Origin of the sequence: Colwellia sp. Bg11-28 (assembly GCF_002836245.1) — a bacterium.
GTDB classification, from domain to species: Bacteria; Pseudomonadota; Gammaproteobacteria; order Enterobacterales; family Alteromonadaceae; genus Colwellia; species Colwellia psychrerythraea_A.
In genome coordinates, this window is record NZ_PJBA01000005.1 from 181,093 (window position 1) to 207,334 (window position 26,242).

25 protein-coding genes and 1 pseudogene are annotated in these 26,242 nt (G+C 36.2%); 13 read left to right on the top strand and 13 right to left on the bottom strand.

What is annotated here, in order from left to right:
* Positions 1-206 precede the first annotated feature (206 nt).
* Positions 207-926, top strand: a complete 720-nt coding sequence (gene fre, locus CXF79_RS06260) for an NAD(P)H-flavin reductase (RefSeq protein WP_101154364.1) — start codon at positions 207-209, stop codon at positions 924-926.
* A gap of 122 nt (positions 927-1,048) precedes the next feature.
* On the opposite strand, the gene CXF79_RS06265 is transcribed toward fre, so the two are convergent.
* From CXF79_RS06265 to coaBC, 4 genes are all read right to left on the bottom strand, one after another.
* Positions 1,049-1,708, bottom strand: a complete 660-nt coding sequence (locus tag CXF79_RS06265; protein WP_011041054.1) for a response regulator transcription factor — start codon at positions 1,706-1,708, stop codon at positions 1,049-1,051.
* 572 nt (positions 1,709-2,280) lie between these two features.
* Positions 2,281-3,744 (bottom strand): aminoacyl-histidine dipeptidase, encoded by a 1,464-nt coding sequence (locus CXF79_RS06270; RefSeq protein ID WP_101154365.1) that lies wholly within the window; start codon positions 3,742-3,744, stop codon positions 2,281-2,283.
* A 463-nt stretch (positions 3,745-4,207) separates the two neighbouring features.
* Positions 4,208-4,804 (bottom strand): nucleoid occlusion factor SlmA, encoded by a 597-nt coding sequence (gene slmA, locus CXF79_RS06275; protein ID WP_011041056.1) that lies wholly within the window; start codon positions 4,802-4,804, stop codon positions 4,208-4,210.
* A gap of 78 nt (positions 4,805-4,882) precedes the next feature.
* A complete protein-coding gene (gene coaBC, locus CXF79_RS06280) occupies positions 4,883-6,094 on the bottom strand; it encodes a bifunctional phosphopantothenoylcysteine decarboxylase/phosphopantothenate--cysteine ligase CoaBC (RefSeq protein WP_011041057.1) in 1,212 nt (403 codons plus the stop codon).
* A gap of 134 nt (positions 6,095-6,228) precedes the next feature.
* Here coaBC and radC point away from each other — a divergent pair, with 134 nt between their 5' ends.
* The 5 genes from radC (at position 6,229) to CXF79_RS06305 (ending at position 12,720) form a co-directional block, all read left to right on the top strand.
* Entirely contained in the window at positions 6,229-6,750 is a 522-nt protein-coding gene (gene radC, locus CXF79_RS06285; protein ID WP_232769094.1) for a RadC family protein, read from the top strand.
* Positions 6,751-6,849: 99 nt separating this feature from the next.
* Positions 6,850-8,421, top strand: a complete 1,572-nt coding sequence (locus CXF79_RS06290; RefSeq protein WP_101154366.1) for a site-specific integrase — start codon at positions 6,850-6,852, stop codon at positions 8,419-8,421.
* 1 nt (position 8,422) lies between these two features.
* Positions 8,423-10,327, top strand: coding sequence for a hypothetical protein (locus CXF79_RS06295; RefSeq protein ID WP_101154367.1), 1,905 nt, complete (start codon positions 8,423-8,425; stop codon positions 10,325-10,327).
* Positions 10,320-12,281: a hypothetical protein gene (locus tag CXF79_RS06300; RefSeq protein ID WP_101154368.1), complete on the top strand. Its 1,962-nt coding sequence runs from the start codon at positions 10,320-10,322 to the stop codon at positions 12,279-12,281. Before CXF79_RS06295 ends, CXF79_RS06300 begins: the two co-directional genes overlap by 8 nt.
* A complete protein-coding gene (locus CXF79_RS06305; RefSeq protein WP_101154369.1) occupies positions 12,274-12,720 on the top strand; it encodes a hypothetical protein in 447 nt (148 codons plus the stop codon). The genes CXF79_RS06300 and CXF79_RS06305 overlap by 8 nt, the downstream gene beginning before the upstream one ends.
* A 61-nt stretch (positions 12,721-12,781) precedes the next feature.
* Here CXF79_RS06305 and CXF79_RS06310 read toward each other — a convergent pair whose 3' ends face one another.
* Positions 12,782-12,994 (bottom strand): helix-turn-helix domain-containing protein, encoded by a 213-nt coding sequence (locus CXF79_RS06310; protein WP_101154370.1) that lies wholly within the window; start codon positions 12,992-12,994, stop codon positions 12,782-12,784.
* Positions 12,995-13,087: 93 nt separating this feature from the next.
* Here CXF79_RS06310 and CXF79_RS06315 point away from each other — a divergent pair, with 93 nt between their 5' ends.
* Positions 13,088-13,627: a hypothetical protein gene (locus CXF79_RS06315; RefSeq protein ID WP_157825852.1), complete on the top strand. Its 540-nt coding sequence runs from the start codon at positions 13,088-13,090 to the stop codon at positions 13,625-13,627.
* 545 nt (positions 13,628-14,172) lie between these two features.
* Here the strand turns inward: CXF79_RS06315 and CXF79_RS23350 are convergent.
* The 8 genes from CXF79_RS23350 to CXF79_RS06350 form a co-directional block, all read right to left on the bottom strand.
* Complete coding sequence (locus CXF79_RS23350; protein WP_157825853.1) at positions 14,173-14,334, bottom strand: hypothetical protein; 162 nt, start codon at positions 14,332-14,334, stop codon at positions 14,173-14,175.
* 112 nt (positions 14,335-14,446) lie between these two features.
* Positions 14,447-14,683, bottom strand: coding sequence for a hypothetical protein (locus tag CXF79_RS06320; protein ID WP_138140220.1), 237 nt, complete (start codon positions 14,681-14,683; stop codon positions 14,447-14,449).
* 193 nt (positions 14,684-14,876) lie between these two features.
* Positions 14,877-15,884, bottom strand: a complete 1,008-nt coding sequence (locus CXF79_RS06325; RefSeq protein ID WP_198560043.1) for a DUF4365 domain-containing protein — start codon at positions 15,882-15,884, stop codon at positions 14,877-14,879.
* Between the two features lie 616 nt (positions 15,885-16,500).
* Positions 16,501-17,712, bottom strand: coding sequence for a hypothetical protein (locus CXF79_RS06330; protein WP_101154372.1), 1,212 nt, complete (start codon positions 17,710-17,712; stop codon positions 16,501-16,503).
* 378 nt (positions 17,713-18,090) lie between these two features.
* Positions 18,091-19,137, bottom strand: coding sequence for a gluconolaconase (locus CXF79_RS06335; RefSeq protein WP_101154373.1), 1,047 nt, complete (start codon positions 19,135-19,137; stop codon positions 18,091-18,093).
* A gap of 89 nt (positions 19,138-19,226) precedes the next feature.
* Complete coding sequence (locus tag CXF79_RS06340; RefSeq protein WP_101154374.1) at positions 19,227-19,967, bottom strand: SDR family NAD(P)-dependent oxidoreductase; 741 nt, start codon at positions 19,965-19,967, stop codon at positions 19,227-19,229.
* A gap of 110 nt (positions 19,968-20,077) precedes the next feature.
* Positions 20,078-20,935 carry a hypothetical protein gene (locus CXF79_RS06345; RefSeq protein ID WP_101154375.1) on the bottom strand — a complete coding sequence of 286 codons (858 nt, stop codon included), beginning with the start codon at positions 20,933-20,935 and terminating at the stop codon, positions 20,078-20,080.
* Positions 20,936-21,024: 89 nt separating this feature from the next.
* Positions 21,025-21,792, bottom strand: a complete 768-nt coding sequence (locus CXF79_RS06350; RefSeq protein WP_101154376.1) for an SDR family NAD(P)-dependent oxidoreductase — start codon at positions 21,790-21,792, stop codon at positions 21,025-21,027.
* Positions 21,793-22,032: 240 nt separating this feature from the next.
* Between CXF79_RS06350 and CXF79_RS06355 the strand changes: the two genes are divergently transcribed.
* From CXF79_RS06355 to CXF79_RS06380, 6 genes and pseudogenes are all read left to right on the top strand, one after another.
* Positions 22,033-22,602: a helix-turn-helix domain-containing protein gene (locus tag CXF79_RS06355; RefSeq protein WP_232769095.1), complete on the top strand. Its 570-nt coding sequence runs from the start codon at positions 22,033-22,035 to the stop codon at positions 22,600-22,602.
* A 492-nt stretch (positions 22,603-23,094) separates the two neighbouring features.
* Entirely contained in the window at positions 23,095-23,832 is a 738-nt protein-coding gene (locus tag CXF79_RS06360; protein ID WP_101154378.1) for an endonuclease, read from the top strand.
* 295 nt (positions 23,833-24,127) lie between these two features.
* Positions 24,128-24,358 (top strand): annotated as a pseudogene (locus CXF79_RS06365) (JAB domain-containing protein); the annotation flags it as partial.
* Positions 24,359-24,478: 120 nt separating this feature from the next.
* Positions 24,479-24,787 carry a PilZ domain-containing protein gene (locus CXF79_RS06370; protein ID WP_101154380.1) on the top strand — a complete coding sequence of 103 codons (309 nt, stop codon included), beginning with the start codon at positions 24,479-24,481 and terminating at the stop codon, positions 24,785-24,787.
* 138 nt (positions 24,788-24,925) lie between these two features.
* A complete protein-coding gene (locus CXF79_RS06375; protein ID WP_101154381.1) occupies positions 24,926-25,594 on the top strand; it encodes an AAA family ATPase in 669 nt (222 codons plus the stop codon).
* Positions 25,581-26,018 carry a hypothetical protein gene (locus CXF79_RS06380; protein ID WP_101154382.1) on the top strand — a complete coding sequence of 146 codons (438 nt, stop codon included), beginning with the start codon at positions 25,581-25,583 and terminating at the stop codon, positions 26,016-26,018. Before CXF79_RS06375 ends, CXF79_RS06380 begins: the two co-directional genes overlap by 14 nt.
* Positions 26,019-26,242: the final 224 nt, after the last annotated feature.

The window sequence follows — 26,242 nt, forward strand, 5'->3', positions numbered from 1 at the left end:
CTAATATAAAGATTGCTGATGATACCTGTCATCATCAAAATACAGTTTTAGAGTGATCGAGCTATCTCAAATATCACTGAAATCCTGCATTTTGTTTGGTAACAGGTATATAATTAATTACACTAGCAATTTTAGCTTATTACCTCTTGGCACAATAAATTAGTTTGCTGACGAGAAATCACCAATAAAGTAGAAAAGGTTAAAAAATGAAAACAGTTAGTTGTCAAATACAGTCGTTATCATCGTTAACGCCTCATGTGTATAAAGTACTATTAAAACCTGATGAAAAGATTGATTTTATTGCTGGTCAATATTTGAACTTTATTATGAGTGATGAGGATAAACGTCCGTTTTCAATTGCTAGCTCACCAAATAGTGAGTTAATTGAATTGCAAATAGGTGCTTTTGCTGCCGATAGTTATCCTATGCAGGTGATTGAGTGTATTAAGGCTAGCCATGCGAGTGGTGAGAAGGTAACAATTGAAATTCCTTTAGGTCATGCGCAATTACGCACTGAGAGTGAACGACCGTTATTACTACTTGCGGGTGGTACTGGATTTTCTTATATCAAATCGATGTTTGAGTATTTAGCAGAGCAAAAGTCGCAGCGTCACATCATGGTTTATTGGGGATTACGTGAAGAAAGCGCTGTGTATGAGCTTGAAAAAACTATTGCTACTATTGCCAAACTTCCTCATGCCAATTTTATTCCAGTTATTGAGAATATTAAAGAGAGTAACGAAAATCCTTGGCAAGGCAAAACAGGCTTAGTTCATCAAGCCGCTATGCATGATATTGTCGGTTTTGAACCCTATGATATTTATTTAGCAGGGCGTTTTGATATGGTCGGTGCTATTCGTAGTGACTTCGTTGAGCATGGCGCATTGTTAGAGCATATGTATGCAGATGCATTTGCTTTCATTTAACAGAAAAATTCAATAAAAAAGCACGTCAATGAGTTGTCATTGTCGTGCTTTTTTTATATCTAAATTATAATATTTGTAAGAGTAACTCTTATGAAATAAATTACGTAAATCTATTAAATCTATTAACCCTGTTTAAACCCAGTTTCAGTTAAACTAAGTTGGGCGATCGCAATAACGGCTTGCGTGCGATTACGAACGTCTAATTTTCTAAAAATAGCGGTAGCATGTGCTTTAATTGTTGCCTCAGATACATTTAAATCATAAGCAATTTGTTTGTTTAACATGCCTTGAGCGAACATCATTAATATACGATATTGCTGCTGAGTTAAACTGGCAACACGTTCAGCAATGTCCCCATCACTATTATCTCTTTGTTTTTGCTCAAAAGAAGCAGGTAACCAGGTATCTCCTGATAACACCGCAACAATAGCTGAATAAATGTCATCAACAGGCGTTGATTTTGGTACAAAACCAGCAGCACCATAAGACATTGCTTTGCTTATGGTGTCATGATCTTCATGAGCGGATACGATAACAACAGGAATTTGAGGAAAATGATTACGTACATGGATTAGGGTATTAAAGCCATGGGCGCCAGGAATATTTAAATCTAGTAACAGCAAGTCACTATCATTATTGTTAGTAAGTTGTTGCTCAAGCTCTTCAATTGTTTGCGCTTCAAGCCACACCGTATAAGTTAGCTTAGCTTTTAATGTCCCTAATAAAGCTTGTCTAAATAAGGGATGATCGTCAGCTATTATTATTTTTTCTGGCTGAATCATAACAAGTATCCTAAGGAGTGATTAATCCATTCTAACGGAAATAATTTTAATAACAAAGCATAGTTGTGAATAGTTAGTATAGGGTGCTAAAGGATAATAGGGTAATACTTCTTATTAACTTCTGTACCGTTAATAACGCTTAGAATTGTTGATCTTTAAGTCTTAAAATTTATTCAATTTAAAGCAGCATTATTAGGAGCATAGTATCGGCCGAATACTTGCTACTTCTTACTACGTAGTTACTCCATGTTGAAATAGTAAAATCATTCTAAATGAGCTTATAGGGCAGTATTTTTTTGAAATACATAAAGGTATCAAAAAATTATTTTAATATGCTTAATGAAGCGAAATGAGGATATTAGAGCTGTACTAGCACGCTTGGAATGATATTTTGATATGGGGAGAACAGTAACAGTATTTTTGTGAGAGTTATTGATTAATGCTAAGTAAAATATAGTGCTAAAAAGAGCCCGTAAATTGCTTCGTTAAGCCAAATTAACTAGAAAATAAGAGGGTCGCCTCAACATTAGAAACTGATAGCCTAAACTAAAAGTTTCTAATTTAGTGGTATTTTATTTTTTTGGGATATTAGCTAATACAGCCACTAATAATTGCCAATATTGCTCAACAGTCGCAATTTCAATTTTTTCGTCTGGCGAATGGGGGAACTTAATCGTTGGTCCAATAGAAACCATATCCCAATGTGGATACGCTGTTTTGAATAAGCCACATTCTAAGCCTGCATGAATTACCATTACCGCAGGCACTTTATTAAATATGCTTTCGTATGTATCTCTAACAGTCTGCATGATGGCTGAATCTGTATTAGGTTTCCAACCAGGATAAGCGCCTGAGAAAACAACATTAGCACCGGCAAGTTCAAAAACAGATTGCACCATTCGTTGAGTTTCCAAGCGGCCATCGTCATGCAAGCTGCGTATTAATACCATGGCATTAAGCTTGCTGCCACGAGTATGAATTACGCCTAGGTTTAGTGATGTTTCTACAATGCCTTCAATATCATCACTCATTCGAATGACGCCATTAGGACAAGCATTCAGCGCACGTAGAATTGAAGCTTGTGTGGCTTTTGTCCAACAGTGCTCAAAGTCTTCAGGTGAAATTAATAACATATCGATATCAGTTTCAATTGCACCTAAATTAGCACTAATAGTTGAGAGGTAATCTGCTAAGGCGACCTTTAACGCCTCGACTTTATCTTTTGCAACAACAAAACTAGCATTAGCTTCTCTAGGGATAGCATTACGTAAACTGCCACCATTTAGCTCAGTAAGGCTGATATCAAAATCAATGCTAGCACTTAATAAAAATCGTACTAATAACTTGTTAGCGTTTGCACGCCCAGTATGAATATCGACACCAGAATGCCCACCTTTTAGGCCAGAGATAGATAAGTTAAAAGCTTGGTAATTACTAGGAACATCTTCTAATGTTAGTGCGAAAGTAGCATTACCATCAATACCACCAGCACAGCCCATGTAAACCTCACCTTCTTGTTCTGAATCGGTGTTGATTAAGATATCACCATCAAGCCAGCCAGCTTCTAGGCCAAAAGCGCCAGTCATTCCGGCTTCTTCATCAATAGTTACTAGTACTTCTAACGGTCCATGTGGAATATCATCACTGGCTAAAATTGCTAATGCGGAGGCTAAGCCAACACCATTATCTGCACCTAATGTCGTTCCTTCAGCCGTTACCCAATCCCCAGAACCAATGACATAAGGTTTAATTGGGTCGGTTATAAAGTCATGGTCAGTGTCATTGTTTTTCTGTGGCACCATATCCATATGTGCTTGTAAAATAATGCCCTTACGGTCTTCCATGCCAGCGGTTGCTGGTTTTTTAATAAATAAATTGCCAACAGCATCTTCTTTAATGGCTAGGCCCAGTTCTTTCGCCCAATCTTGGATCCACAAGGATATCTTTTGCTCATGTTTAGACGGGTGTGGAATACTGCAAATTTTTTCAAATAATTGCCATAAGCTGGCAGGTTTTAACTGTGAGAGAGTACTCATAGGTTTCCTCAAGAAATTGTAGTTTTTGTTACTATCAACAGTATATACCTGTTACTAATCAAGATGCATATGTCAGAGTGTTTGAGCTAGTTCAATTGGAGGCACTTTGTAAATGATCGCTGCCGATCGTTAGCTGATGACAGTGTTATACCAAGTTGATTAAGTTATTTCCCACTCAGCGAGAATTAAAAGGCTGAAAAGTAAGGCATTGATTGAAGATAATGGTAATTCAGGAGAATATGCTCCTGCATTCTCTAATAAACTGCATCCATGCAGCGTCCTTGTCAAAACCAATAACGCAACATATAAGCCTTTTTAAACTCGTCCTTTGGAAGCTCATTAGCAAACTGATAACGGCGTAAAATTAATTGAATATAGAATAACTATGTTCAACAAATTTTTCTTGTTCTAAGCTCGCTAATGTATCTCTGAGTAGGGAATAAATTTAATCAAATTGGTATTATTACTTGTTGGCCATTAAAAATTGCCATTGCTCATTAAAGTCAGTACTTGGCTTTTTACTGTAGCCGGATCGAACGTATTGACTGATTTTACCTTCAGCGAACGAGACTAATAGGCTAGCTAAAGCTGCTTCATTAATGGTAAATGTTTTACCTTCACGTAGTTTTCGTTCTCTTAATACTTGCTTAAATTGAGACTCTAGTTTTTCAAAAAACTGATGAACTCTGCCGCGTAACCGCTCATTCTCTCCCATTAGTGCATCACCTGCTAATATTCGGCACATTCCAGGGTTGCGCTCAGCAAAAACGACTAAAACATGCAATATGTGATGGCAACGTACTAACGCTTCTTTATGGTCCGCAAGAATCAAATTGATTCGTGAAAAAATAGACTCTTCGATAAAGTCGATTAAGCCTTCAAACATACGTGCTTTTGATGGGAAATGACGATACAGAGCCGCTTCTGAAAAACCAACTTCAGCAGCTAACTTTGCGGTAGTGATACGCTGCCCAGGACAGTTTTGTAACATTAACGCTAAGGATTCTAATATTTGGTGTTTACGGTTTGGCTTCAGGTTCTTATTTTGTGTGGCGACCATATAAAAATATTCTCTACTGTGATTGTTCTATCCATCAAGCTTATGTATCAACTTGTTCTAAAGGTAAATTTAATTACCTTATTTCTTGGCGTTTTTGGCTAAATAATGTTGATTGATTAATGAAACTAGCTGTTTAGCAACGATCTGCTTATTAGCTAGAGGAATTTCAATTTTATCAATAGCACTATAGAGGGTTAAAGCATTATCATCACTATTAAAACCTTGTCCTGCTTTAGCAACATCATTCGCAGCGATTAAATCTAAGTTTTTACGCATTAGTTTGCCGCGTGCATAGTGTTCAACGTTTTGTGTTTCTGCCGCAAAGCCAACGATAAAAGGTTTATTGGCTAAATTTGCTACATCAGCAACAATATCATGGTTCTTGATGAGCGAAATTTGCATGTGTTCGCTATCTTTTTTGATTTTCTCATCGGCAATATCAGCAACTCGATAATCAGCTACTGCTGCGCAGGCGACAAAGGTAGTAGCTTGCGGAACATAAATTAGCGCTTGTTGATGCATTTGTTCGGCACTAGTCACTTGGATCAGCTCACAACCTGCGGGAGCAGGTATATTTACGGGACCAGAAATTAACGTCACCTGAGCGCCAGCACGTAATGCGGCATGAGCAATGGCATAGCCCATTTTTCCTGAGCTATGATTCGATATATAACGCACCGGATCTATCGCCTCACGTGTTGGTCCAGCGGTAATCACCCAATGTTGGTCTTGCAAATACTTGTCGACAAAAAAATCGCTGCTAAGAGTAACTAATTCATTAACATCTAACATGCGGCCTAAACCTATATCACCACAAGCCTGTTCGCCAGCACCAGGGCCCCAAAGATGGAATCCCCACTGCTTTAATGTGCTGATGTTAACTTGTGTTGCTTTGGCATGCCACATTTGCTGATTCATTGCCGGGGCAATAGCAATTGGCGCACTGGTTGCTAAGCATAATGTTGAGAGTAAATCATTAGCCATACCTGCGGTAATACGAGCAATAATATCCGCAGTGGCTGGAGCGATAATAATTAAATCAGCCCATTTAGCCAACTCAATATGGCCCATGGCGAGTTCGGCTTGGCTATCTAATAAGCTATCAGAAACATGGTTGCCCGACACTGCTTGAAGCGTTAATGGCGTAATAAAGGCTTTAGCACCTTCGGTCATAACCACGCGTATATCCGCACCATGATCTTTAAGTCGACGCACTAATTCTGGTGTTTTGTAGGCAGCGATACCACCTGTAATACCCAGTACTATTTTTTTGTCCTGAAGAATTTGCATAAGCTGCTAATATTAAAGTAAACAATATGGTTAATAAGATAACATTTATTGCCTTTAGTTAGAAATAAGAGTTGTTAAATAATCAAGATTTACAAGTGAGAATAAATACAAAAATGTAAAGCAAGGATGCACTTATGTTAAAAGAATCAAGGTTCAAGGAATCAGCGTTAAATGAATCGCCTTTAAATCAAAACGCCTTAAAAAATTGGCCTGAAATGGAAAGGCCACGAGAGAAACTAGTCAGTTTAGGTTCATCAAGCTTAAGTGATGCTGAGTTGTTGGCTATATTTCTTCGCACAGGAGTTAGAGGTTGCAATGTGGTTGATCTTGCTAGGCAACTATTGAAGAGCTTCGGTAGTCTTGGTGCAATATTTGCGGCAAGCCAAGAAGATTTCTGTGCAAGGCATGGACTCGGAATGGCAAAGTATGTGCAATTACAAGCCTGTTTAGAAATGTCTAAACGTTATTTAGCAGAGAATATTAAAGACATAGATTGTTCATTAACTTCTTCACAAGCGACACGTGATTACTTACTCAGTGAGTTGCGCTTAGAAACTCGAGAAATATTTGCTGTGCTTTTTTTAGATAATCAGCATCGGGTATTAACATTTGAGCGATTATTTTTTGGTACCCTTAATGCCGCAGCAGTGTACTAGTGCATAAAATATAAGAATAAATAAAAATCAACTTTAAAAGTTGAGAATATTAGTTATCATTAAATACGAGCTAATTTATCAATAAAGTGTGTTTTCATAATGGTTAAATTTAAGGTTGAACTATCAACTATAAGTCCTTATACCTATAAACGGCCACTTTGCTCTGTTGATAGCAATGGTGAGATTCAAATAACTAATAAAGGTAATGAAAAAGGAACTGTGATTAAGAAAGTGACACTACTTAATCTGGTTGGGTATGACAATAAAGGTGAACTAATAAGTATTGAACCTTTAGGTTGTGTTAATAAATTTCTACTCTCACATCATTTAGATAATTTCAAGTTGGAATCAGGACAATTATCTCGGGCATTAGGACATTATTTTACTTTCATCATTGCACATCAAGAAGCTTGGGATGATGAATATGATGAAGATACGTTTAATGAGCTGTATGACGAACCTCGGCCACAGTGGAACTCTTTCCCGAAACGTAAGATAGACAAGCTCACCTACCAATATCGTGAATCATTAAAAGATCTAGTTCTTAATCAAGAAGATGAATCTGACCGTATGGCTAGATCAACGGCTAAAGCCTATATGTCAGGTGTAGTTAATTTTTATAAGTTTCATCTGCGCCAAGGTTTTCAATTTAACAATCCACCATTTGAGCATGAAGTTGTTACCCTACATTTCAAAGCTGGTGGAGCGAACATGAATGCTTATATGAGAAAAGATATTCACACGACAGACCTACGTCTTAATTTCTCTAAATCTTCTCGCAATGAAGGTATCGCTTTAAACTGCTATCGTAGAGATTTAAAGCCATTTTTAGACCAGGAGTGGTTACTTGTTCAAAATATACTGACTAAGACTAAACGAGTCATTAGGAACGTACACAGTGAAATGAAAATGCAGTCAATTGCAAATGAATATTGTCTCGGGTTTATGATTTGTCGTTACACTGGTATGCGTAGGGAAGAAATGGCAAGTTTACATTTAGATCAAATTGTAAAACCTCAATCAGTAATACGCGATGGTAAAGAACAATTTGTTAAACCTGTGCTCCGTATTGGTATTGGAGGTCAATATGGCTCATTGACTAAAACAAAAGGAGTTGGAAATAAGTCGCGTCAAACAGTAATTCCATCAGTGCTCATGAATCAACTTTATGAGTATACGCAATCAGAACGTTATAAAAAACGTTTAGCAAAATTTAAAGCGTACTGCGCGAAGCAAATTGAATTGGGTAATGAAGCTGTATTCGAAGGTGACGATGCAATTAATCCTGATAAGAAGTACCTTTTTATTTCTCTAAATGGTGTGCCGCTTATGAGCCGACCTTCTGATTTTACAGGACGTTGGGTTGAAGTCCGTAATACGGTTAACAAAAGTGGAAAATTGACACATAATATGGTTGGCTCTATCCACAACTTACGATCTACTTTCGCTGTTAATATGTTTAGAATATTATTACAAAAAATGTCTTGCGATGAGGCATTATCAATTGTTTCATCTTTACTTGGTCATGAAAATTACAAGACCACTTTAGAATATTTGAAAATAGCGGAAGATGTCCCAAACGCTGATGAAATCTATGAGGATGCATTAGACTATCTCGGTGTTTTTGATGATATTAAAAATATAGTGCAAACTTTAGCAGAGGAACTTTAATTTGGTTGGGCGTAAACGTAAAGTTTCTAAAGTCGTGAGAACTCAAAACCACGCTAAAGTGGAACCTTTATCTATTGAAAATATGGTACTCACCAATCGAGAGGGCTGTAGGTTTCATATGAAGCGCCTTAAGTATCGTGGCGTTCCAACCCTTATCTGTAGCGGTAGGGGAAAAAATTATTTTAAAGATTCTAACAATCTAGTGAAAGCCCATCGAGAAAGTGTAGTTCGAGAGCTTTATAGGTTAATGCCCCATTCTGGTAGTTTATGTGATAGTACAGCCTTTCAAAATCTACGTACGGGCATCGTAACTTATTTTAAATATCTTGATGAATATAAAACGAATCTTATTCCATTTAACAATGACTCAATGAATGGTTGCATCAAGCATTTCAACAAGTTAAAGCTTGAAGGGGTAACACCAAGTAACGCTAGCAAGGTTCGAAGTGCATTGGTTTACTTTCTTAAATTAATGGGGCGAACACAACACGCTTTAAAGCTAACATCGGTGACAAGGAATGAGCCTAGTGGAAATCAAATAGCGTTTCATATTGAAACTGAACTAAAACCTATCTCTAAGATACTAATTCGAGGTTATAAAGCTCTTATTGCGCATATAAAAGGAAATACGCTTCCTATTGTACATCCGTTTTTTGATGAAAATCTTTTAAGAAAAATGGCAGAGACTAATAGATGGGATGGGCAGACTCTAGGCGCTAAAAAACGAGCGTTTAAGCTAGCTATGCAGCCTTCTGTATTAGCTCGTGAAAAGTCATTACTAGGGATTGATGAGTTAAAACGCATCGTTTTATTCAATCAGACGTCTCGCTGTGCACTCCATTTATTTTTCATGATGACAGGTATGAATGCAGAAGTAATACAAAGCATGAAGCGAAGAGATGTAGCTTTCAAAAGTATAGGTACGGGAAAATATATTTTTAAAAGTATGAAAGCACGCGCGAGAAATAAGGAAGTGGATAATAGCTTAGGGTTTTCAAAGTACACAAAGGTTCTTATAGAAGAGTGGCTAGAAGCTTCTAAAATCGTGTATAGCTTCCTAGGTATAGATAATGTCGATGATATGCCCTTTTTGTATTATATTGATACTAACTTAAAGCTTTGCGATTTTACACATAAAAAATCAGAGTCAGGTGCAATCAATAATTTAATAGGTAAACTTTTACCTGTTTACCTTAACGCTACGCGATTTCGTAAGACCAAGTCTGATGTTTTAATGCGCACAACCGAAAGTATGTACCTTGTATCACAAGGATTGAATAACACAATAGACGTAGTAAAAGCGTCTTACTCTGCAGGAGTTAAGAGTGACCATGACCGTAGCTTAACTGTTTCCATGCAAGCTCAATTCAATATAGCTAAAGGAATGAAGGTTGATGAGGCAATCAAAAAGGCTAAAATTTTAAATTCAGATATTTTGTTTGATTATGATTATAGAGAAAGGTTAAAGCGTAATAAGATGACAGCAAGTACCATTACACCAAGTGGTGTACGTTGTATGGGAGATGAAAATGTGATGTTGCAAGTTAAAAGAAAAATTAAAAACCTTGATATTGACGTCCCTAAAAACGAAATAAAATGCACCAGTTTTTTATCCTGCTTTGATTGCGATAATCATGTTCTTATAGCATCGGAACTTGATATTTGGATAATGTTGTCATTTCGTGAACAAGTATTTGATATGAAAATAATTCCTTCTCAGAATTCTATACCAAAATCAAAGTTATATGAAATAGAAGAAATACTTAACCGTACTCTGGCACGATTAAAAGAAAAAGCACCTGACTCATATGAAAAAGCAGAGACTAGGTTTGAGTCTAATGGACCGCACCCTTTATTTATTAATCTCCGAGGGTTAACAGACGCCTTAGAGGTTTTTAATGTCTAACGTGAATAATAATGTAGCATTTTACTTGAAAGATAACCCACACATTTCCTTTGATAGTAAGGGGAGTGGTGTCTCGAGAGTATATGATCAATTTTGGGATTTTACTGCTCAAAAGGAAAATACTAAATTGGTACATTTCATGGCAATTCCTGCACAGCATCGAAGTAATGTCCAGAGTTACACTTATGCTCTTTTAAATTATAAAAAAATTAGCAATAACGCGAACCATGTTGCTGTGAGTCAGATTGAGAGGTGGGTGACTGTACTTCATCGATTATGTAAAGCATGGGGGCAGTCCAACTTTGAATTATTATCAAATGGCAAAGAATGGAGAGATGTTACAGATGGCTTAAGAGGAAAGTATTCAAAAGCAACGCTTTCAATTACTGCAAATACTGTGAATGCACTTTATGAAGCAGGATTAGTCGATCGATATGTTGAACATAAAGACTTTAACAATCTCGCAAGTGAATGGGAAGAAAAACAGCATATCGCACTGCCTCCATCTATTCATGCGCAACTCTTGGAGAGGGTGATAAAGACAATAGATACCTATTATCCACAGCGTTATGATATTTCTAATGCTATGACGCATGCGATTAAATTACGAGATAATTATAGATCTAGCGAGCTGATTCGCCTTGGTGTTGATAGATTTAGTGAGCATGAAGAAAGATTATTTGGAAAACGATTTAGAAGAAGAGCCAAAAAGATCAGTCATACCATCACTAACTTTGAGGTTAAGCTTAGTGGAAAGTGGGTGAATAACATATTAATTGACTGTTTAATAGCTGTAGGCTTATTTTCAGGTGCAAGAAAATCCGAATTACTTTCGATGAATTCTTTTAGTTATCAATTAATTAAGGGCGTACCTGTATTACAAGGTAAAACCTCCAAAGGCAATGAAGGTGTACCTATTACGGCAAGTTGGGTTTCACACCCATTAGCGAAAAAGGCTCTAGAGTTGGCGTTTGATATGACACAGTATGCAAGAGATATCCATGGGATTACCTTAGTATCAGCCTTAGATAATAATCTACTTACTCAAGATAAATACCAAGTTAGTCTTAAAGTGCTTGAATCGTCTTTCATTAGCGTTGATATGAGGTTGCGTACTTATAATAAAGTACTCCAAAATTATAATATTTCATCTGATAAAGGCTTGACGTTAGCAAGTGTTAATCTTGTAGTTGAAGAAGAGGATATTCGAGAATTTAACCTTCTAAATCCGAGTTGGGACAACCAACTTAAAGTTGGAGGAAAATTACCTAAGCTATCTTTACACGATCTACGACGGTCTTTTGCTGTATTTATGGTACGAAACAAGCTTGGCAACCTTCAAACATTAAAATACCAATATAAGCATAAAAATATCAATATGTCAGGATGGTATGCAAATTATGCAGAAGTTGCACAAATGGAGGGTATATTGATGGATGAAAGTCTATTTTTTATGGTTGAAAATGAGCTTCAAGAACTTGCGATTGATGCATTTGATGATATTTATAATCAGAGTATAACCCTATCTGGCGGTGCTGGTGAGCTTATAAAAAGCGAGAAAGAGGACGCGCTTGCACGTGGTGAAAAAATTATCATGAGTCGAGATGAAATCAGCACTTTAGTCAAAAACAATTCACTATCTATCGTTATTTTGCCAACAGGTGGATATTGTACAAATACAGACTGTGAACGCCTTTGTGCTATTGAGTCTTTTGTTGCTGAAAGTAAGCCCTGTGACCATCAAGTAATTACACAGAAAATGGCAAAGATTATGGCGAAGCAACGAAACCGATTAATAAAGGCATTTCGTGATATTAAGCGTATGGATGATATTGTTTACACACGTATTTTAGCGGGTTACAAAGAAAAAATACTCTACATTGAAAACACATTGAAATTGCATCAAGTGGAGTTTGAGCAATTTAGAGACAAAGTTGAGGTGCTACATGACTAGAAGCTTAATCCTTACTGAATCACGTTTAAATGAGGCACTAGAACGTTTACTTAAAGGGCAGCCGCGTTATGTAAAAGCTACCGGCAAACTCACACTAAACAAGGTTAATAACGAGGCGAAGCTAGGTAATAGCTATATTCATAAATTCCCTAAGTTTTTGGCTCAGGCGAAACCATTGATAGATGAATACAATCTAAATCGTGATAAGTCGATTGTGACAGGTTTGGATGTTGGAACACCACTATCTGAAATGGATGGGTTAAAAGCAGCACTGATAAGAGAGAGAAAATTGAAAGAGAAGTATCGCCTTGAACGTGATAATGCTATTAAAGCTAGGAAGTTATTAGAAGCACAACTGTCGAAGTTAGCTTATAGAGTCTATGAGCTACAAGAAAACCAGTTGAATAATGAAATTGTTGTTACACAGTTTAAACGTTAGTTTAAATTCTATTTTTGCTATATTAGATTTCACTTTCAATTAAATATTTTTACATCGATAGTTAGTCCTTAAATAAAAGTTCAATGCCTGTATTCAAAGCTAACGATAAAGTTTTCACTTCAATATCGGTTATCCTCCTAACTCTTGATTCTATTTTTGCCAAAGTGCTACGGCTAATATTCCATCCCAGCAAATTACATTTTGCAGCTAATTGTTCTTGAGTCCACTCATTTTTCTCTCGAGCGGCTTTTACATTTCTACCAATAATATTCATAACATCTATTGCTCCGATAACAGAGCTTGATTGTCACAAAGAAAAAACCTAAAATTGCTCTGTTAACGGAGCAATTTGTTTTATGTGGTAAAAATGATGAAATATAAAAAAATAAAAATAGATTCTTTATTGTTAATGTTAATAAAAGAAAATTTATCTAATGGGTTTGCAATAATAAGCATCAGAGATGAATATTTAAAGCGCTCTATTAATCCTAAGTGTTCAAAAGAGACTAGAAAATATATATATAGACAGATTTTGAAATTAATTCATTTAGGCATTCTAATTAAGGTTGGAGATAAATATTCTCAAAAGGCAATTTATATTCCAAGTAGTACTTTTGATAAAGCTGAATTTTCATCAATAAATTCAATTGAGAAAGCACATTATGTAAAAATCGAACAGCCTTCTTTATACAAACTTGAAAATATATTGAAAGAATACAAAGTAGGTATGTTGTCTGCTATCGGGGAGTCAGAAGAATATATCCGTTTATCAAACCAATTTCCTGAAATCAATCTGATTTTAAAAGAAAAACACCAAGCAGCTAGAGATAAAAGTTATAATTTTTTAGGAAAAATAATAGCAATAAAAGATATGATATCAATACGAAATCAAATGAAAATAAGCTAAATGATAATGCGCTTTGAATATTATCTAAGGTTAACTAATGCCACCAAGGGAACATTAGTACCAATATTTATTGGTGCTAAAAACTACGATGTTTGAGAGGGTTTCTTTAAGCGTCACTATTGCCACAAAGCCGACATTATGCAGGAGCTTGAATTGATACGTTTAGATTAGATTTTATATCGATAACGCCACAATAAGCGGCTAAGTAATTGTTGGCTAAAATGTGAAGCGAAGCGGAACCGAGCCAACTGTACGTGTCCGTTTGATTGCCTTGTTATAAGGAACTTACACAAGTATTATTTTTAAAAAATATTTCTGTGAATCCTTCTTTGTTTTGAATTTGAAATGAATTTTCCGAAAAGGAAACGAATGTGAAAGGAGCCCAAATAACAAAGGTACTCTTATCGATGCTCCAGTTACCACTTGCGATATAATAATCATGTTTTGAAAAGTAATTAGTCTTTTCAATAGGAAAGAGTTCAGACACATAGCAAGAATATGAATGATCTGCTTTAAAGTTACAAGCTTTCGACTTCTTAGACTTCTCACTTGATAATTGATAATTGATGATGCCAAACACCTATAATGTCATTATCAGATGGTAGTGTTCTATTACCTAAAGGCAAAGAGCAATCAGCAACCTCCTCACTTAATGAGGAAAAAGAAGTTAAATTGATTACGAGCAATAAACCTAGAGTTTTACGCAAGGCTTCCGTTCCTTATAACGCCTCGTTAAGAGGCAAAATATTGTTGGCTAAAATAAGCGACGAAGGAGCAAAAGCCAACTGTTATTTGTCCTGCTTTAACGACTTGTTATATTTATTTTACATCAACACTTTTGTTTGGGATTAATCGATGCTGTCCTGGAATAATTGATAATACGAGAAATAGTATTAAGCCAATGAGTAAAAAACGTACTCCTTGAGATGAAATAATCCCGTCAAGTAAGGATGGAATAAGTACAACTCCAGCACCAACTAGACCACTATAAAGTCTACGTGAATTAGTAAATTCATGTAGTTCACCACATGCAACACATCGATGTTTCGTCCACATAAAGGCACCAAGAAACCAACTCAAAGGTATATTATTTGAACAGTTAAAACATTTGGGAAACATTATTAAAGACTCCATTCTTCGATATAAATATAACGCCGTAATAAGCGGAAATTAATAGTTGGCTAAAGTTTGTAGCGAAGCGGAAAACAGCCAACTGTTAATTTTCCGTTTAATTGCCTTGTTAGATATGTCAAGCTTTAAGCCTCAATGCTATTTCCACTTCATTAGCAATCCGTTTGCGATCATCAATCGTCATGTTCATTCTGTCAGTCATTTCATCCAACCAGCAAAAGTTTCTATCCATAAAAGGTGTGAACTTCTCAGTATCAAAAGTAACCTGTCCAAGATTTTTTACTTTATAAGGGTAAGGACGATTTATCCATTTTGCGTCACAAGCTGCCATCATCATCACTTGAAGCCAATAACACGGCATTTCTGTTTTAATAAAATAGAACCAATACTTTATTTTAGGTTCAACTTGTTTTAACCATTCTCTAACCTCAGGAATTTCCCAAAGCTCGGTATCTAAATGGTCATAGCCGTGGATCATTAATTCAACGTGACCCTGTGATTTTTTACACATATCATCATTTAGTTGGAGCCTTTTGAAAAAATCGATTAAAAATTGAAATTCATTATGTTCAATATCTTCTCTAGCAATAACATAATAAACAAAGCTTGCTTCCTTAATGCTCTTATTGAGTTCCCATTGTGCTTTCAATTCTTCTGTTGCATCAATAGGGTCGCCGACTAAAGCTAATAAACTTTCTTTTTGATTAATGCGTAATGATTGGGATTTTTTTATGACCATTTTCCAGCCATTTGATGTGCCATCAATGATATTCGGATCAAAAGCAGTCCAATAACATTCTTCTGTTTTCGGGTGACATAGGATAATTAGCACAGGACAAGAACTGTTGATGTAATAGTTTAGGTGTTTATTTTCACCTCTAAAAACGTAACCGTCAGATTCTTCTCTAGAGAAAAAGGACTCACCAGTTTTAATCTGAACCGCCAAAGTTTGTCCAGTAACTCCGCCATCATCAGTAACGATGTCAATGTATCCATCAATGCCAAAGTCATGTTCATTATGATTGACTCTAAATATCCATTGAAACTGATTATTTACTAAGCGAGAAACAATGTTGACCCCATTATCACCGATTAGATTACTTTTTGTATACTTTGGAAATGACACCGAAGTCTCCCTGACATATCTAACAGCTTATTATGTATACGTCTTAGTAACACACGCACCATAAATAACATTTAATTTACATTAATATCCCATATTTTCAAAGCATTAGAAACTAGTAATGTTAAATCACATGTGTATTAAGGCGTGTTACTAAGACGTCTCAGTAACACGCCTTAAGCACAAAGCAAACAAAACATCATAAATTCAGGTGGTTAAGTGACTTTATAGGGTATTTATTATAATAAATGGTGTGTTACTAAGACGTCTTAGTAACACACCATGAAAAATCATACAGACTTCCATAGAAAGGAAATTACATCGTTTACACTACTAGTTAATTCATCAGAAAATGTATGGCAATATTTTTAGCTGTAATGTCCGCAATGCGCACCAAGAAGTCATTAACGATGAACTATTTTTCACCATTCATCGGTTAAAGGCTAAGGATCACTTTTACCACATTGGAGACATTAGCTAACAAGCGCCAAACAACGTTTCGGATTAGATTATGTATTGATAACGCCTTGCTAAGCGGCAATAAAATTGTTGGCTGAAATTAGCGAGGAACGAGCAAAAGCCAACTGTTTTTTGTCCGTTTAAGCAGTTTCTTAGGCGACTAGTAATCAACCCTATCATTTAATAATCTAGTTTTATAACTTGGTAAATAATGTGAACCATATTCCTCAAAACTATCAAAGTTAAAAACTAAATATTTAGAAATAAACTGTTCTGTGTAGTCTTTCAAATAACCTAAATTATTTTCTAGTTGGTCTTTGCTAAAACCATATTTGTTATTTAGTTTTTTTCGTATTTTATAAATCCTGCTAGAAGGATCAGGATGAGAACTAACCTGATTAGTTCGCCTTGGGTTTGTATAATCGAGAACAATTCTACTAGTCTCTAGGTACATTAGTGTTAAGAAAGCGGCCTTTGATAAATCATCCTTAAATTTTGAGTTACCTTTTATATTTTTTATTGAATACCAATCAGCATCATATTCAAGTTTATGAGAGTATTTGTAGTGTTGAATCGTATGTTTTCCTTCATGCATTGCCATAAAGGAAGAAAGTGAATCAGTGCGTAAGTTAGAATCTTTGACATGACCAAGCAAGTGATGAGAGTACTCATGGCCTAATATAAATTGGTATTGTAAGTCAGTAATAGATTTCATCCATCCATGAATATGTTCAGGTAGAGTTCCTCTAGGATCTATATCAAAATCAAAAGATTCATGACCAGCCATTATTCTTTGAGCTATTCTAAAAGATGCCTGAGTATCTTCATCCTTTATTCCAAAGTCTTCTCCATAGAAAAATATATTCATAAAATAAAGGAAATATTCTAAGGGTTCTGATATTGCAATAATGTTCCCAGCTTTAGTTTTTGTACAAATTGCATTTGCGCCGTCAAGATATACGCTACCGGAAGGAATACTTTTAAGCTTTTCGTAGTTACCTTTTGATAAATTAGAAAGATACGTTTCTTCGCGCTTACGATCTAAATAATACTTTTCAAGTGACCAATTTGTCTTATTGCCTTTTCTAGCTAAAAAGACTCGGTTAAGCCTTGGGTTGTCTACAATTGATTCTGCCCGTAACTGTAATAAGAAGTCTGAGGCTGTTTTAGGAGAGTTTATTTTCTTAATATCTGCTACTGAACAAAAGGGCGCAAAAAATGTAGCGTCTTCACCTAGCCCTTCATAATCACTTGTTTTAATAGCCCCCCTCAAGTGAAGGAATCCATTATCTGTATCTATAATAACCCCTTCTTTTGCTCTTCGGGCTTTCGGATTATTTTTAAGAAAGCTTTCGATTAACTCTGCATCCATACTTATCGCCTAACAGCTTATTATGTTTACCGTGCAAGGCTAGCTACCTTGTAAGGTTACATTTTATTAAAAGATAGATGATAACGTATTAGAAAAAGTATTGATAAAATTTTTAGGATAATGTCTCGAAGGCACTTTTTTGACGTTAGCTTTTGGTGAGGGAAAACTACCAGTGTTCATTCATCTAACTTCACTAGCTACCACAAAGCGGTCTAAATAATTAGAGTAAAAAACTCCACTTTTATGTCAGCTATCTTCAAGGATAGCTGACATTAGCATATATACTCTATGGCGCTATCGCCCCCAAAGTGAGATAGAAGCTATAAAACATTTCATGACAACCTTTACATAATGTGAAGCTTACTTTGTATTCATTATCTATTCTACATAAATGCCTTCATAAACTTTGCTATTAATATCTATTTTTCTAAGGAAAAACTCTTGTGGCACAGCCATCTTAGCGTCATTTAACAAAATATGACGCAATCGACTTTCGGTTATAAAGAGCTTATTCCCTTTTAGCGTTAGATTTAACGGTGATTCAATGTCATTAACTAGAGTTTTCACTGAATAAGGGGGCTGTGTATTTAAATCAATTAGGCTCAGTCTACCGTCGCCACTCTTAGAAGCCCCCTCAAGTACGAGTAGGCGACCGTCTGGCAAGGAATGTAAACCATCAGGGTTCTCAAGAGGCCGTTTTAATTTTAACCGATGTATTTCAGGCGAACTACCATTCTTGCTCTGAGTAACTTGTACTAAGCCTCCATCGGAGTACAAACCAATAATTAAATCATCGTTTGGGAGTACTGCAATTCCCGCAGGTCCTAGACGTCCAGGTGTGAAGAGCTTACTTTCCAATAGTACCCTAAATTCAGATGACTTAGAACTTAAGTGATATACGCGATCTTTAATGCTATCAGTGACATAGATACCACCCGTAGCGTCTAAGGCTATATCATTACCAAATCCTCCGTCCGGTATTAACCAAATTTTGATTAATTGGCGGCTAGACAGATCGATAGCCGCTATGCGATGAGGACGGCGTGTCACATTACCCTCCTCATCTGTAACACCTAAAAAATCTGGAGAAGCAACCCAAAGAATATCAGTCAGTGGGTCATAACGTAAGCTGGTACCGGCGAAGACATCGTCTGTTTCTTTAAAAATAATTTCTTGTTTACCATTTTCCATTTTTTTTAGAATATTACCGCTAACGACGGAGCCGATATATAACGCACCATTTTTGTCATGTGTAATGCCATTAGGATAACGAATACCTTGGGATAATGTTATTCGCTCAGATTTTGGAGAAACAGTTACTGGTTTGCTTACTGCTACATTAGTTATCATCAACAAAGAAGACGTGACTAATATCCCCACTAAAATTAAAGCATTTTTCACCGTAACCATTCGATTAACTTTCATTACTCTTTATCCTCGCTGCTCTGAAGTAGCATAATCGCCAACAATCATTCCACATATATTTTCTAGAAATTGCATGTTTAATCCCTTATTTAAATTTGTGCTAAACCGCCATCGACTTGTAAGTCAGCCCCAGTAATAAATGAAGCCGCACCTGAGGCTAAAAATAACGCAGACTCTGCTATTTCGTTAGGTTTACCAATGCGACCCAGTGGAGTCTTCACAGAGACTTGCGTAAGCATTTCGGTTAGGTTACCTTCGTCAAAGCCGAACTTTTCCAAAATAGGCGTATCAATTACACCAGGAGATAGGCTATTAACTCTAATACCTTTTCCGGCTAGTTCTTGTGCAAAAGAACGAGTTAACGAACGTACAGCGGCTTTAGTTGCTCCGTATACCGACCAGATACCAGCCCCGCGCTGTGCTTGAATAGATGAAAGCAAAATAATAGAAGATCTATTATTAAGATATGCTACTGATTTTTGAACAGTAAAAAACACTCCCTTAAAGTTAATATCAATACTCTTATTAAAGCTATCCTCAGTTACGTCTGTAACATTTTCAGGTAATGCGATTCCCGCATTGGCGATAACAGTATCAATTCCTCCCCATAATTCATTACAACGTAAATAAAATTTTTCTAAGTCCTCATTTACACTGACATCTCCAGAAAATATAAATATATTATTAGGTGATTTCTGTTTAAATCTTTTCATTCTCTTTAAAGACTGAGAAAAAATAGCTACTTTGTAACCGTTTTTTAAAAAAAGTTCTGAGATAGCTAAGCCAATACCAGAGCTTCCACCGGTAATTGCTACTACACGATTTGTCATTTTTGTTCCTAATTCACGATAGATTTAAAGGGATATGTTAAGGTTGATAGAATATGGTCCGTCACAAAATTCAACCAAAGTTGAGTTTTGTGACTAAACATGTTTATCGTTTAGTCCAACTTGTAGCTATCTATGCGATTATCGAACATCATAGGTAATAATAATTCACCTTGATATATACCTATATCTGCTACACCTTTACCTGCGTTGAATAACAGCTCTGATTGACCATTATGAATACGAAATACATTTCCACTTACCCAATCATTGACTATAAATTGCCCCTTATGACTCACTAGACCGTCCAAGTTTCCTAGTGCACCACTTATTACTTCAATTTGAGAATATGGGTTTAATAGTGACAAACGATAAATTTTTCCTAGCTCATCAGTGCTAAAATCTTCATGTAACCCCTGGCCCCAATTGGCCACATAAAGGCTCCCTTTATCCACTAATAATCCGTTTGGATGTTCTATCAATGGTGTGCTAAACCACTTTTCAAACTTACCTCCCTTTAATCGATAGATAGAACCCCCAAGTATGTCTGATACATAAACATTACCTCCCTCATCAATGCTTACATCATTAAGCATTTTGCTGTTGCCTGCAAAGTAGCTAGTGATAATCTTTCCTGTCGTTGTATCAACTACATGTAATTTTTGCATATCAGCAATATAAAGCTTTTGGCCAAATAGCCCCATTCCTTTTGGCGCATCGAGTTCTTTTACCCAATGTTTTTGTAGTAGCTCCCCTGAAGTAGATACACGACTAATGTATCCTTTTCCATTAAGCTCTAAGGCACCACCATTGATATTACTAATGAGGATTTCATTGCTCATTGAATTTAGTAATGCAGACTCAGGCTGATCGAAAATAGGCTGTGACCATAGTGTTTTTTCAGCATTAACTGAAGTTACCTGCCAACTAAATATCATAACTAAAGCTGACGTTAATAGTTTATTTCTCATGTACTTTCCCGCTGAAGATTAACTGAATATTGAATAATTGATTGTATTTAATAGCGAACTTACTCTGATGCATTTAACCACTACAAATCTTAAAATCTCTGGCCTGGAATAGCATAACCACCATCAATTACAATAGCTTGGCCTGTGATGTTTGAAGATCTATCAGATAGAAGAAACGCAGCTAAATCGGCAATTTCTTTTGGTGAGCCCATCCGACCTATTGGGTGTGATTTTCCAAAGGCATCCAGAGTAGCTTCATCATGTTGAAAAGCTTCACGGGTCATCTCTGTATCTACACCTCCTGGATTTATATTATTGATACGTATCCCCATATCAGCGAGTTCTAGTGCTGCTGGACGTAATAATCCATCTATCCCCGCTTTACTGGCTGAATAAGATGTAGAGCCAACTAAAGCACCAATAGCTAACCAAGAAGAAGTATTGACAATAGCACCGCCATTATCTTTCATCGCTTTAGCCTGTTCACGAATAGACATCCACACAGATTTAAGGTTGGTATCAATGGTGTTATCCCAGTCTTGCTCCGATTGGTCTAACATAGAAACAAAGTTTCCTATTGTCCCTGCATTGTTAAAGGCAAAATCAAGGTTGCCAAAGGCAGATACAGTTTCACGAACCATACGGACGACATCCTCTGCTTTAGTGACATCAGCGGTAATCATAATGATGTGTCCACCTGCCTGTGTTATTTCTGCACATAAAGATTTTAAGAGATCAGTTCTTCTTCCAATAACAGCAATTTTTGCTCCTTCTTTAGCGAAAAGTAAGGCTGCGGCTCTGCCGATACCAGACGTTGCACCAACAATCATTCCACATTTATTTTCTAGTAATTTCATATTAATTTCCTTAATTAAGTTTGTTCTATAGATTGCGAAAAAATTGTAAACTTACAACCAACTTATTTGAATAGCGCCAAAATAGTAAAATTTATATCAGAGCTCTCATCTTTTATGTCTACTACACAATTTTTCACTTTACTGTCTAATTCACGATAAATTTAAGATGGAGGCATGTTAGGCTTTATATTTTCAGATTAATACCCTATAGTGATTAAAATCCACTATAGAGGATGCTGTATGAATTTTGATTATATTGGTTCATTTATTCGAAGTTTTAGGCTGGCAAATAACGAAAGCTTACAATGCCTAGCTGATCGTTCAGGTGTTAGCCGATCAATGATCGCTCAAATAGAAAGCGGACAAAAAAGCCCGACTATTGTGATACTAGCTAAACTGGCCAATGCGATGAGTATTAGCCTTGAAGATTTTGTTAAAGCGCCGACGGGGTTAAATGACATAAAAATATTAATGCCATCACAAGATAATATTGTGAGTAAGAAAGGTAGTGTATTTGTTTGTCATCAACTAACGACTAGATCTAACTCTTCTCCTGCGGATTTTTATCAATTTTATTTTACTAGTCATGGTAAAACATCATTCTCTGCAAATCCTGTATCTGATACCGTGAAATACATATGGGTTGAACAAGGAGAATTGACCCTTTTTCTTTCTTCTAAAAAAATTGAGGTAAAAGCTGGGCAGGCAATAAAATTTAAGGCGTCTACACCCCACCGCTTTGAAAACAGACAAGGTCCGCTAGCTAAAGGTACGTTCTTTGTTTCTTATGAAAATAACATTCAACAATAAGTTAAAACCTGTTCCTGAAATATAGAATACTCAATTATGGCAACATTGTTCAATAGAAAATTTAGAAAAGAAGTTAACCACCAAGAGAATACGAGAGTAGAAACTAAAACCATTACTGGCGTGGTTTAACTATTTTTCGGAACAGAGGATTTTTTACTTAAAAATGAAAATATACTATACGGCGCTTTGTGCCCCTTAGTGCCATAGAACTTATAAATTGATGTCCGCTGTATGATCAGAAAGCTGACAGTTGATATTTTGACTACTTTTATTCCGTTTAGCGCACAAGTTGACAATAGATACTAGCCAAGTTGGCTTAACGAGATGCCACTAACAGCACCCCTTCATGTATGTATAGAACCTCCATCCTTTCTGTCAGAGTGGCTCTGTGGAGCTATTAACACTTCTTTATTAGCAGACAACAAGTTAATGCATTGTACTAGTTCGCAATTACTGGCATATTCACTCAATAATTCAGTCTAAAGTACGATAATGAAAACAATAATAAGCTTATTAATAGCAACTTTGATCACCACACCAGCTTTAGCAGCCAACCAAGAGGTACAATCATTTAGCAAAGCTAAGAAGATCTTAGAAAAGCAGGTTTACAACAATCACCGAACAACACTTTATTGCGGTGCTACTTTTGACGCTAAGAAAAATGTAACGCCACCTTCAGGCTTCACTACAACTAAGTATGTTAAGCGCGCTAAAAAGATCGAGTGGGAACATGTTGTGCCAGCTGAGAATTTCGGTCGTACTTTTAGCGAGTGGCGTGATGGAGATAAGCAATGCATCAGTAGTCAAGGTAAAGCATTTAAAGGCCGTAAGTGTGCTGAGAAAGTAAACACTGAATATCGCTATATGCAAGCTGACATGTTTAACCTTTATCCTGCTATAGGTGCTGTGAACGCGCTTAGAAGTAATTACAACTTCACTATGCTACCTAGTGCTACAAGTGACTTTGGTAGTTGTGCCATGAAGATAGATAACCGTAAAGCTGAACCGCCCGTCAGTGCTAGAGGCAGAATAGCTCGCACGTACCTATACATGGATGGTGCTTACAAGCGATATACCATGAGTAAAACACAACGCCAACTAATGACTGCTTGGGATAAAATGTACCCCGTAGATACTTGGGAATGCGCTAGAGCGAAGAAAATAACTAGCTTGCAGCAAAGCGAGAACAATGTGTTGAAAAGTCGATGTAAATCGGTCAGCATCTGGTAATAATAAATATCCTTGATGCCAATTAATCGCCTATTCCATACACAACTGATTGCGATGGAAAAGCTAACTAATGGCACAAAGTGATCTTTAAATTGAGTATTGTTAATGACTCTATATAACCGAGTTACTCTAATCCAAGTATGCTTCATTATTGACTTGCATATATTAACATTAATGTTGAGAACTTAATCGCATATTCTCATCTTATTTATGCAAAAAAACTATTTTTCCTGATCTATTAGAAAGTCTTTGTATGCAGCACTTTCATAGTGTTCTCAATAAATATTGTGCATTAGTGTCGGTTTACCCTCGAGTTGTGGTAGAACAAGCCCTAAATCATCATGCGGCAGCAGTCATTTTAACCCACAATCATCCTTCTGGTGTTGCTGAGGCCAGTCTTGCCGACAAGCAAATAACAGACAAACTAATTCAAGCGCTACAATTGATTGATGTACGAGTATTGGACCATATTATTGTGGCAGGTAATCAATGTTATTCATTTGCTGAGCATGGAGAACTTGTATAATTTTTTCTGATAAGTATAAAAACAGGTAGAGAAGTTGCTAAAAAGCTTAAAGGCAATTATTGTTAATAGAGTAAGTTAATAATATTAAAAGTAATAACTAAGAAAAATAAGGGTTATCTGATGACAGAGAGTAGTGATGAGATGGATCGTCGCCAATCATTCCGTTTAGATATGGAAAAAGAGTTAGTTGATATTATTTGGTTAGATGGACAAGGTAAAGAGCGGAGTAAGAAAATAGCTTGTCTTGATTTCTCTCGTGGCGGATTAAAGATTGATTGTGATCAGTTTTTACCTTTGCAAACCCCCGTCACAATCGAGTTTAAATCTGCTAGTACTAACAGTCAAAAACTTTATGGCAAGGTGTTGCGATGTATTAAGCAAGAAAATGGTTGGTATGAAGTTGCGTTGACATTAGATAGCAATGACTAGTGTTACCAACAGAACTTGTACGTATATAAAGTGAAATAATAGTTCATTGAGATTGAGCTGCACTTAACTTTGTAAGCCGTAGATTGCAGTTATAATACTGCAGCATGTTAATTTGATAGTAGTAAAGGATAAAAGGGTATGATGATTTTAGTGGGTGGTGAAAAAGGTGGCAGTGGTAAGAGTTGTTTGGCACAGAATCTCGCAGTATATTTCGCCGGAAATAAAAAAGCAATTGTCCTAATGGTTGATTGCGATCCCCAAAGAACAACTTCTGATTGGATCCAAGCAAGAAATAGTGACCCATCACTACCCGCAATTAACTGTATTCAATTGTATGGAAAAATTCGTAATGATTTACTGAGTCTAGTACAACACTATGATTATGTTATTGTTGATTGTGGTGGCCAAGATAACCTCGCTTTGCGCGCTGCTATGTCAGTTGCTGACCATGTAATTATTCCCTTAAGACCCAAAAGACGAGATTTAAAAACAGTGCCCCATATGGAAGACATGCTCAGTACTTGCAAAATGGTGAATCCGAAAATGATGGCTTCTTTTGTGATAACTCAATGTCCTGCATTACCAAACCAGATGGGTAGGATACTTGAGGCAAAAGAGGTATGCAGATCCTATGGTATTAATGTTTTAGATGCTATAACCTATAATCGAAATATTTATGATGATAGTGAAGAGCAGGGCTCTTCTGTTATTGAAATAGACCCTACAGGTAAAGCTGCCCATGAGATGATGACTATTGCCGAAGAATTATTGGCGATGGAACCGGATAATTTACATGAGTTTAACTGATTTAAAGAAAGGCAAGGATAGCAAAGAAAAAAAGAAAAAATTCACCATTGATGAATTTATTTCGGATGCTGAAAACTACGCGAAAGGTACGCCTAAAATTGTTAGTGAATTAACAAATAATGAACAGGCGAGTCATAAGCTGAGCCTTAAACAAGCGATTAGCGAAGCTAGGCGTTATGTTGAAATGACTGAAATAGAACATCAGCAGGCGGTAGAAGTCAAAGCAGGTGTTAGAGCTAGAGTTGTTAAACCTTTTAGGCGAGCAACATTTACGCTAAGTGAAGAAGCAATAGAACAGTTACAAGGCTTATCTGAAGGTTCAGATTTAGCTAAATCACATATATTGCGTATTCTGATTGATGAATTGTGTAATAAAGAACAAAACGAACAATTGAAGAAATTACTACAATCTGGAATCGGTTGATTGTTTAACTTTTGTTGGATTTTTACACTTGAAAGAGACAAGATTTAGTCGAAAGCTCACAATTCAAGTGAGTTTCATCTTTGTATTGCCTACTTAACTATATGAAAAAATTTGATAAATACTGTTTTTTTAGTATTTTTTTATTAAGACTAGTATTCGTTATTCAGTTTCTCTATAATATGCCACCTTTTTCAGGATCCCGAGACGACGGTCTTGGGGAACAA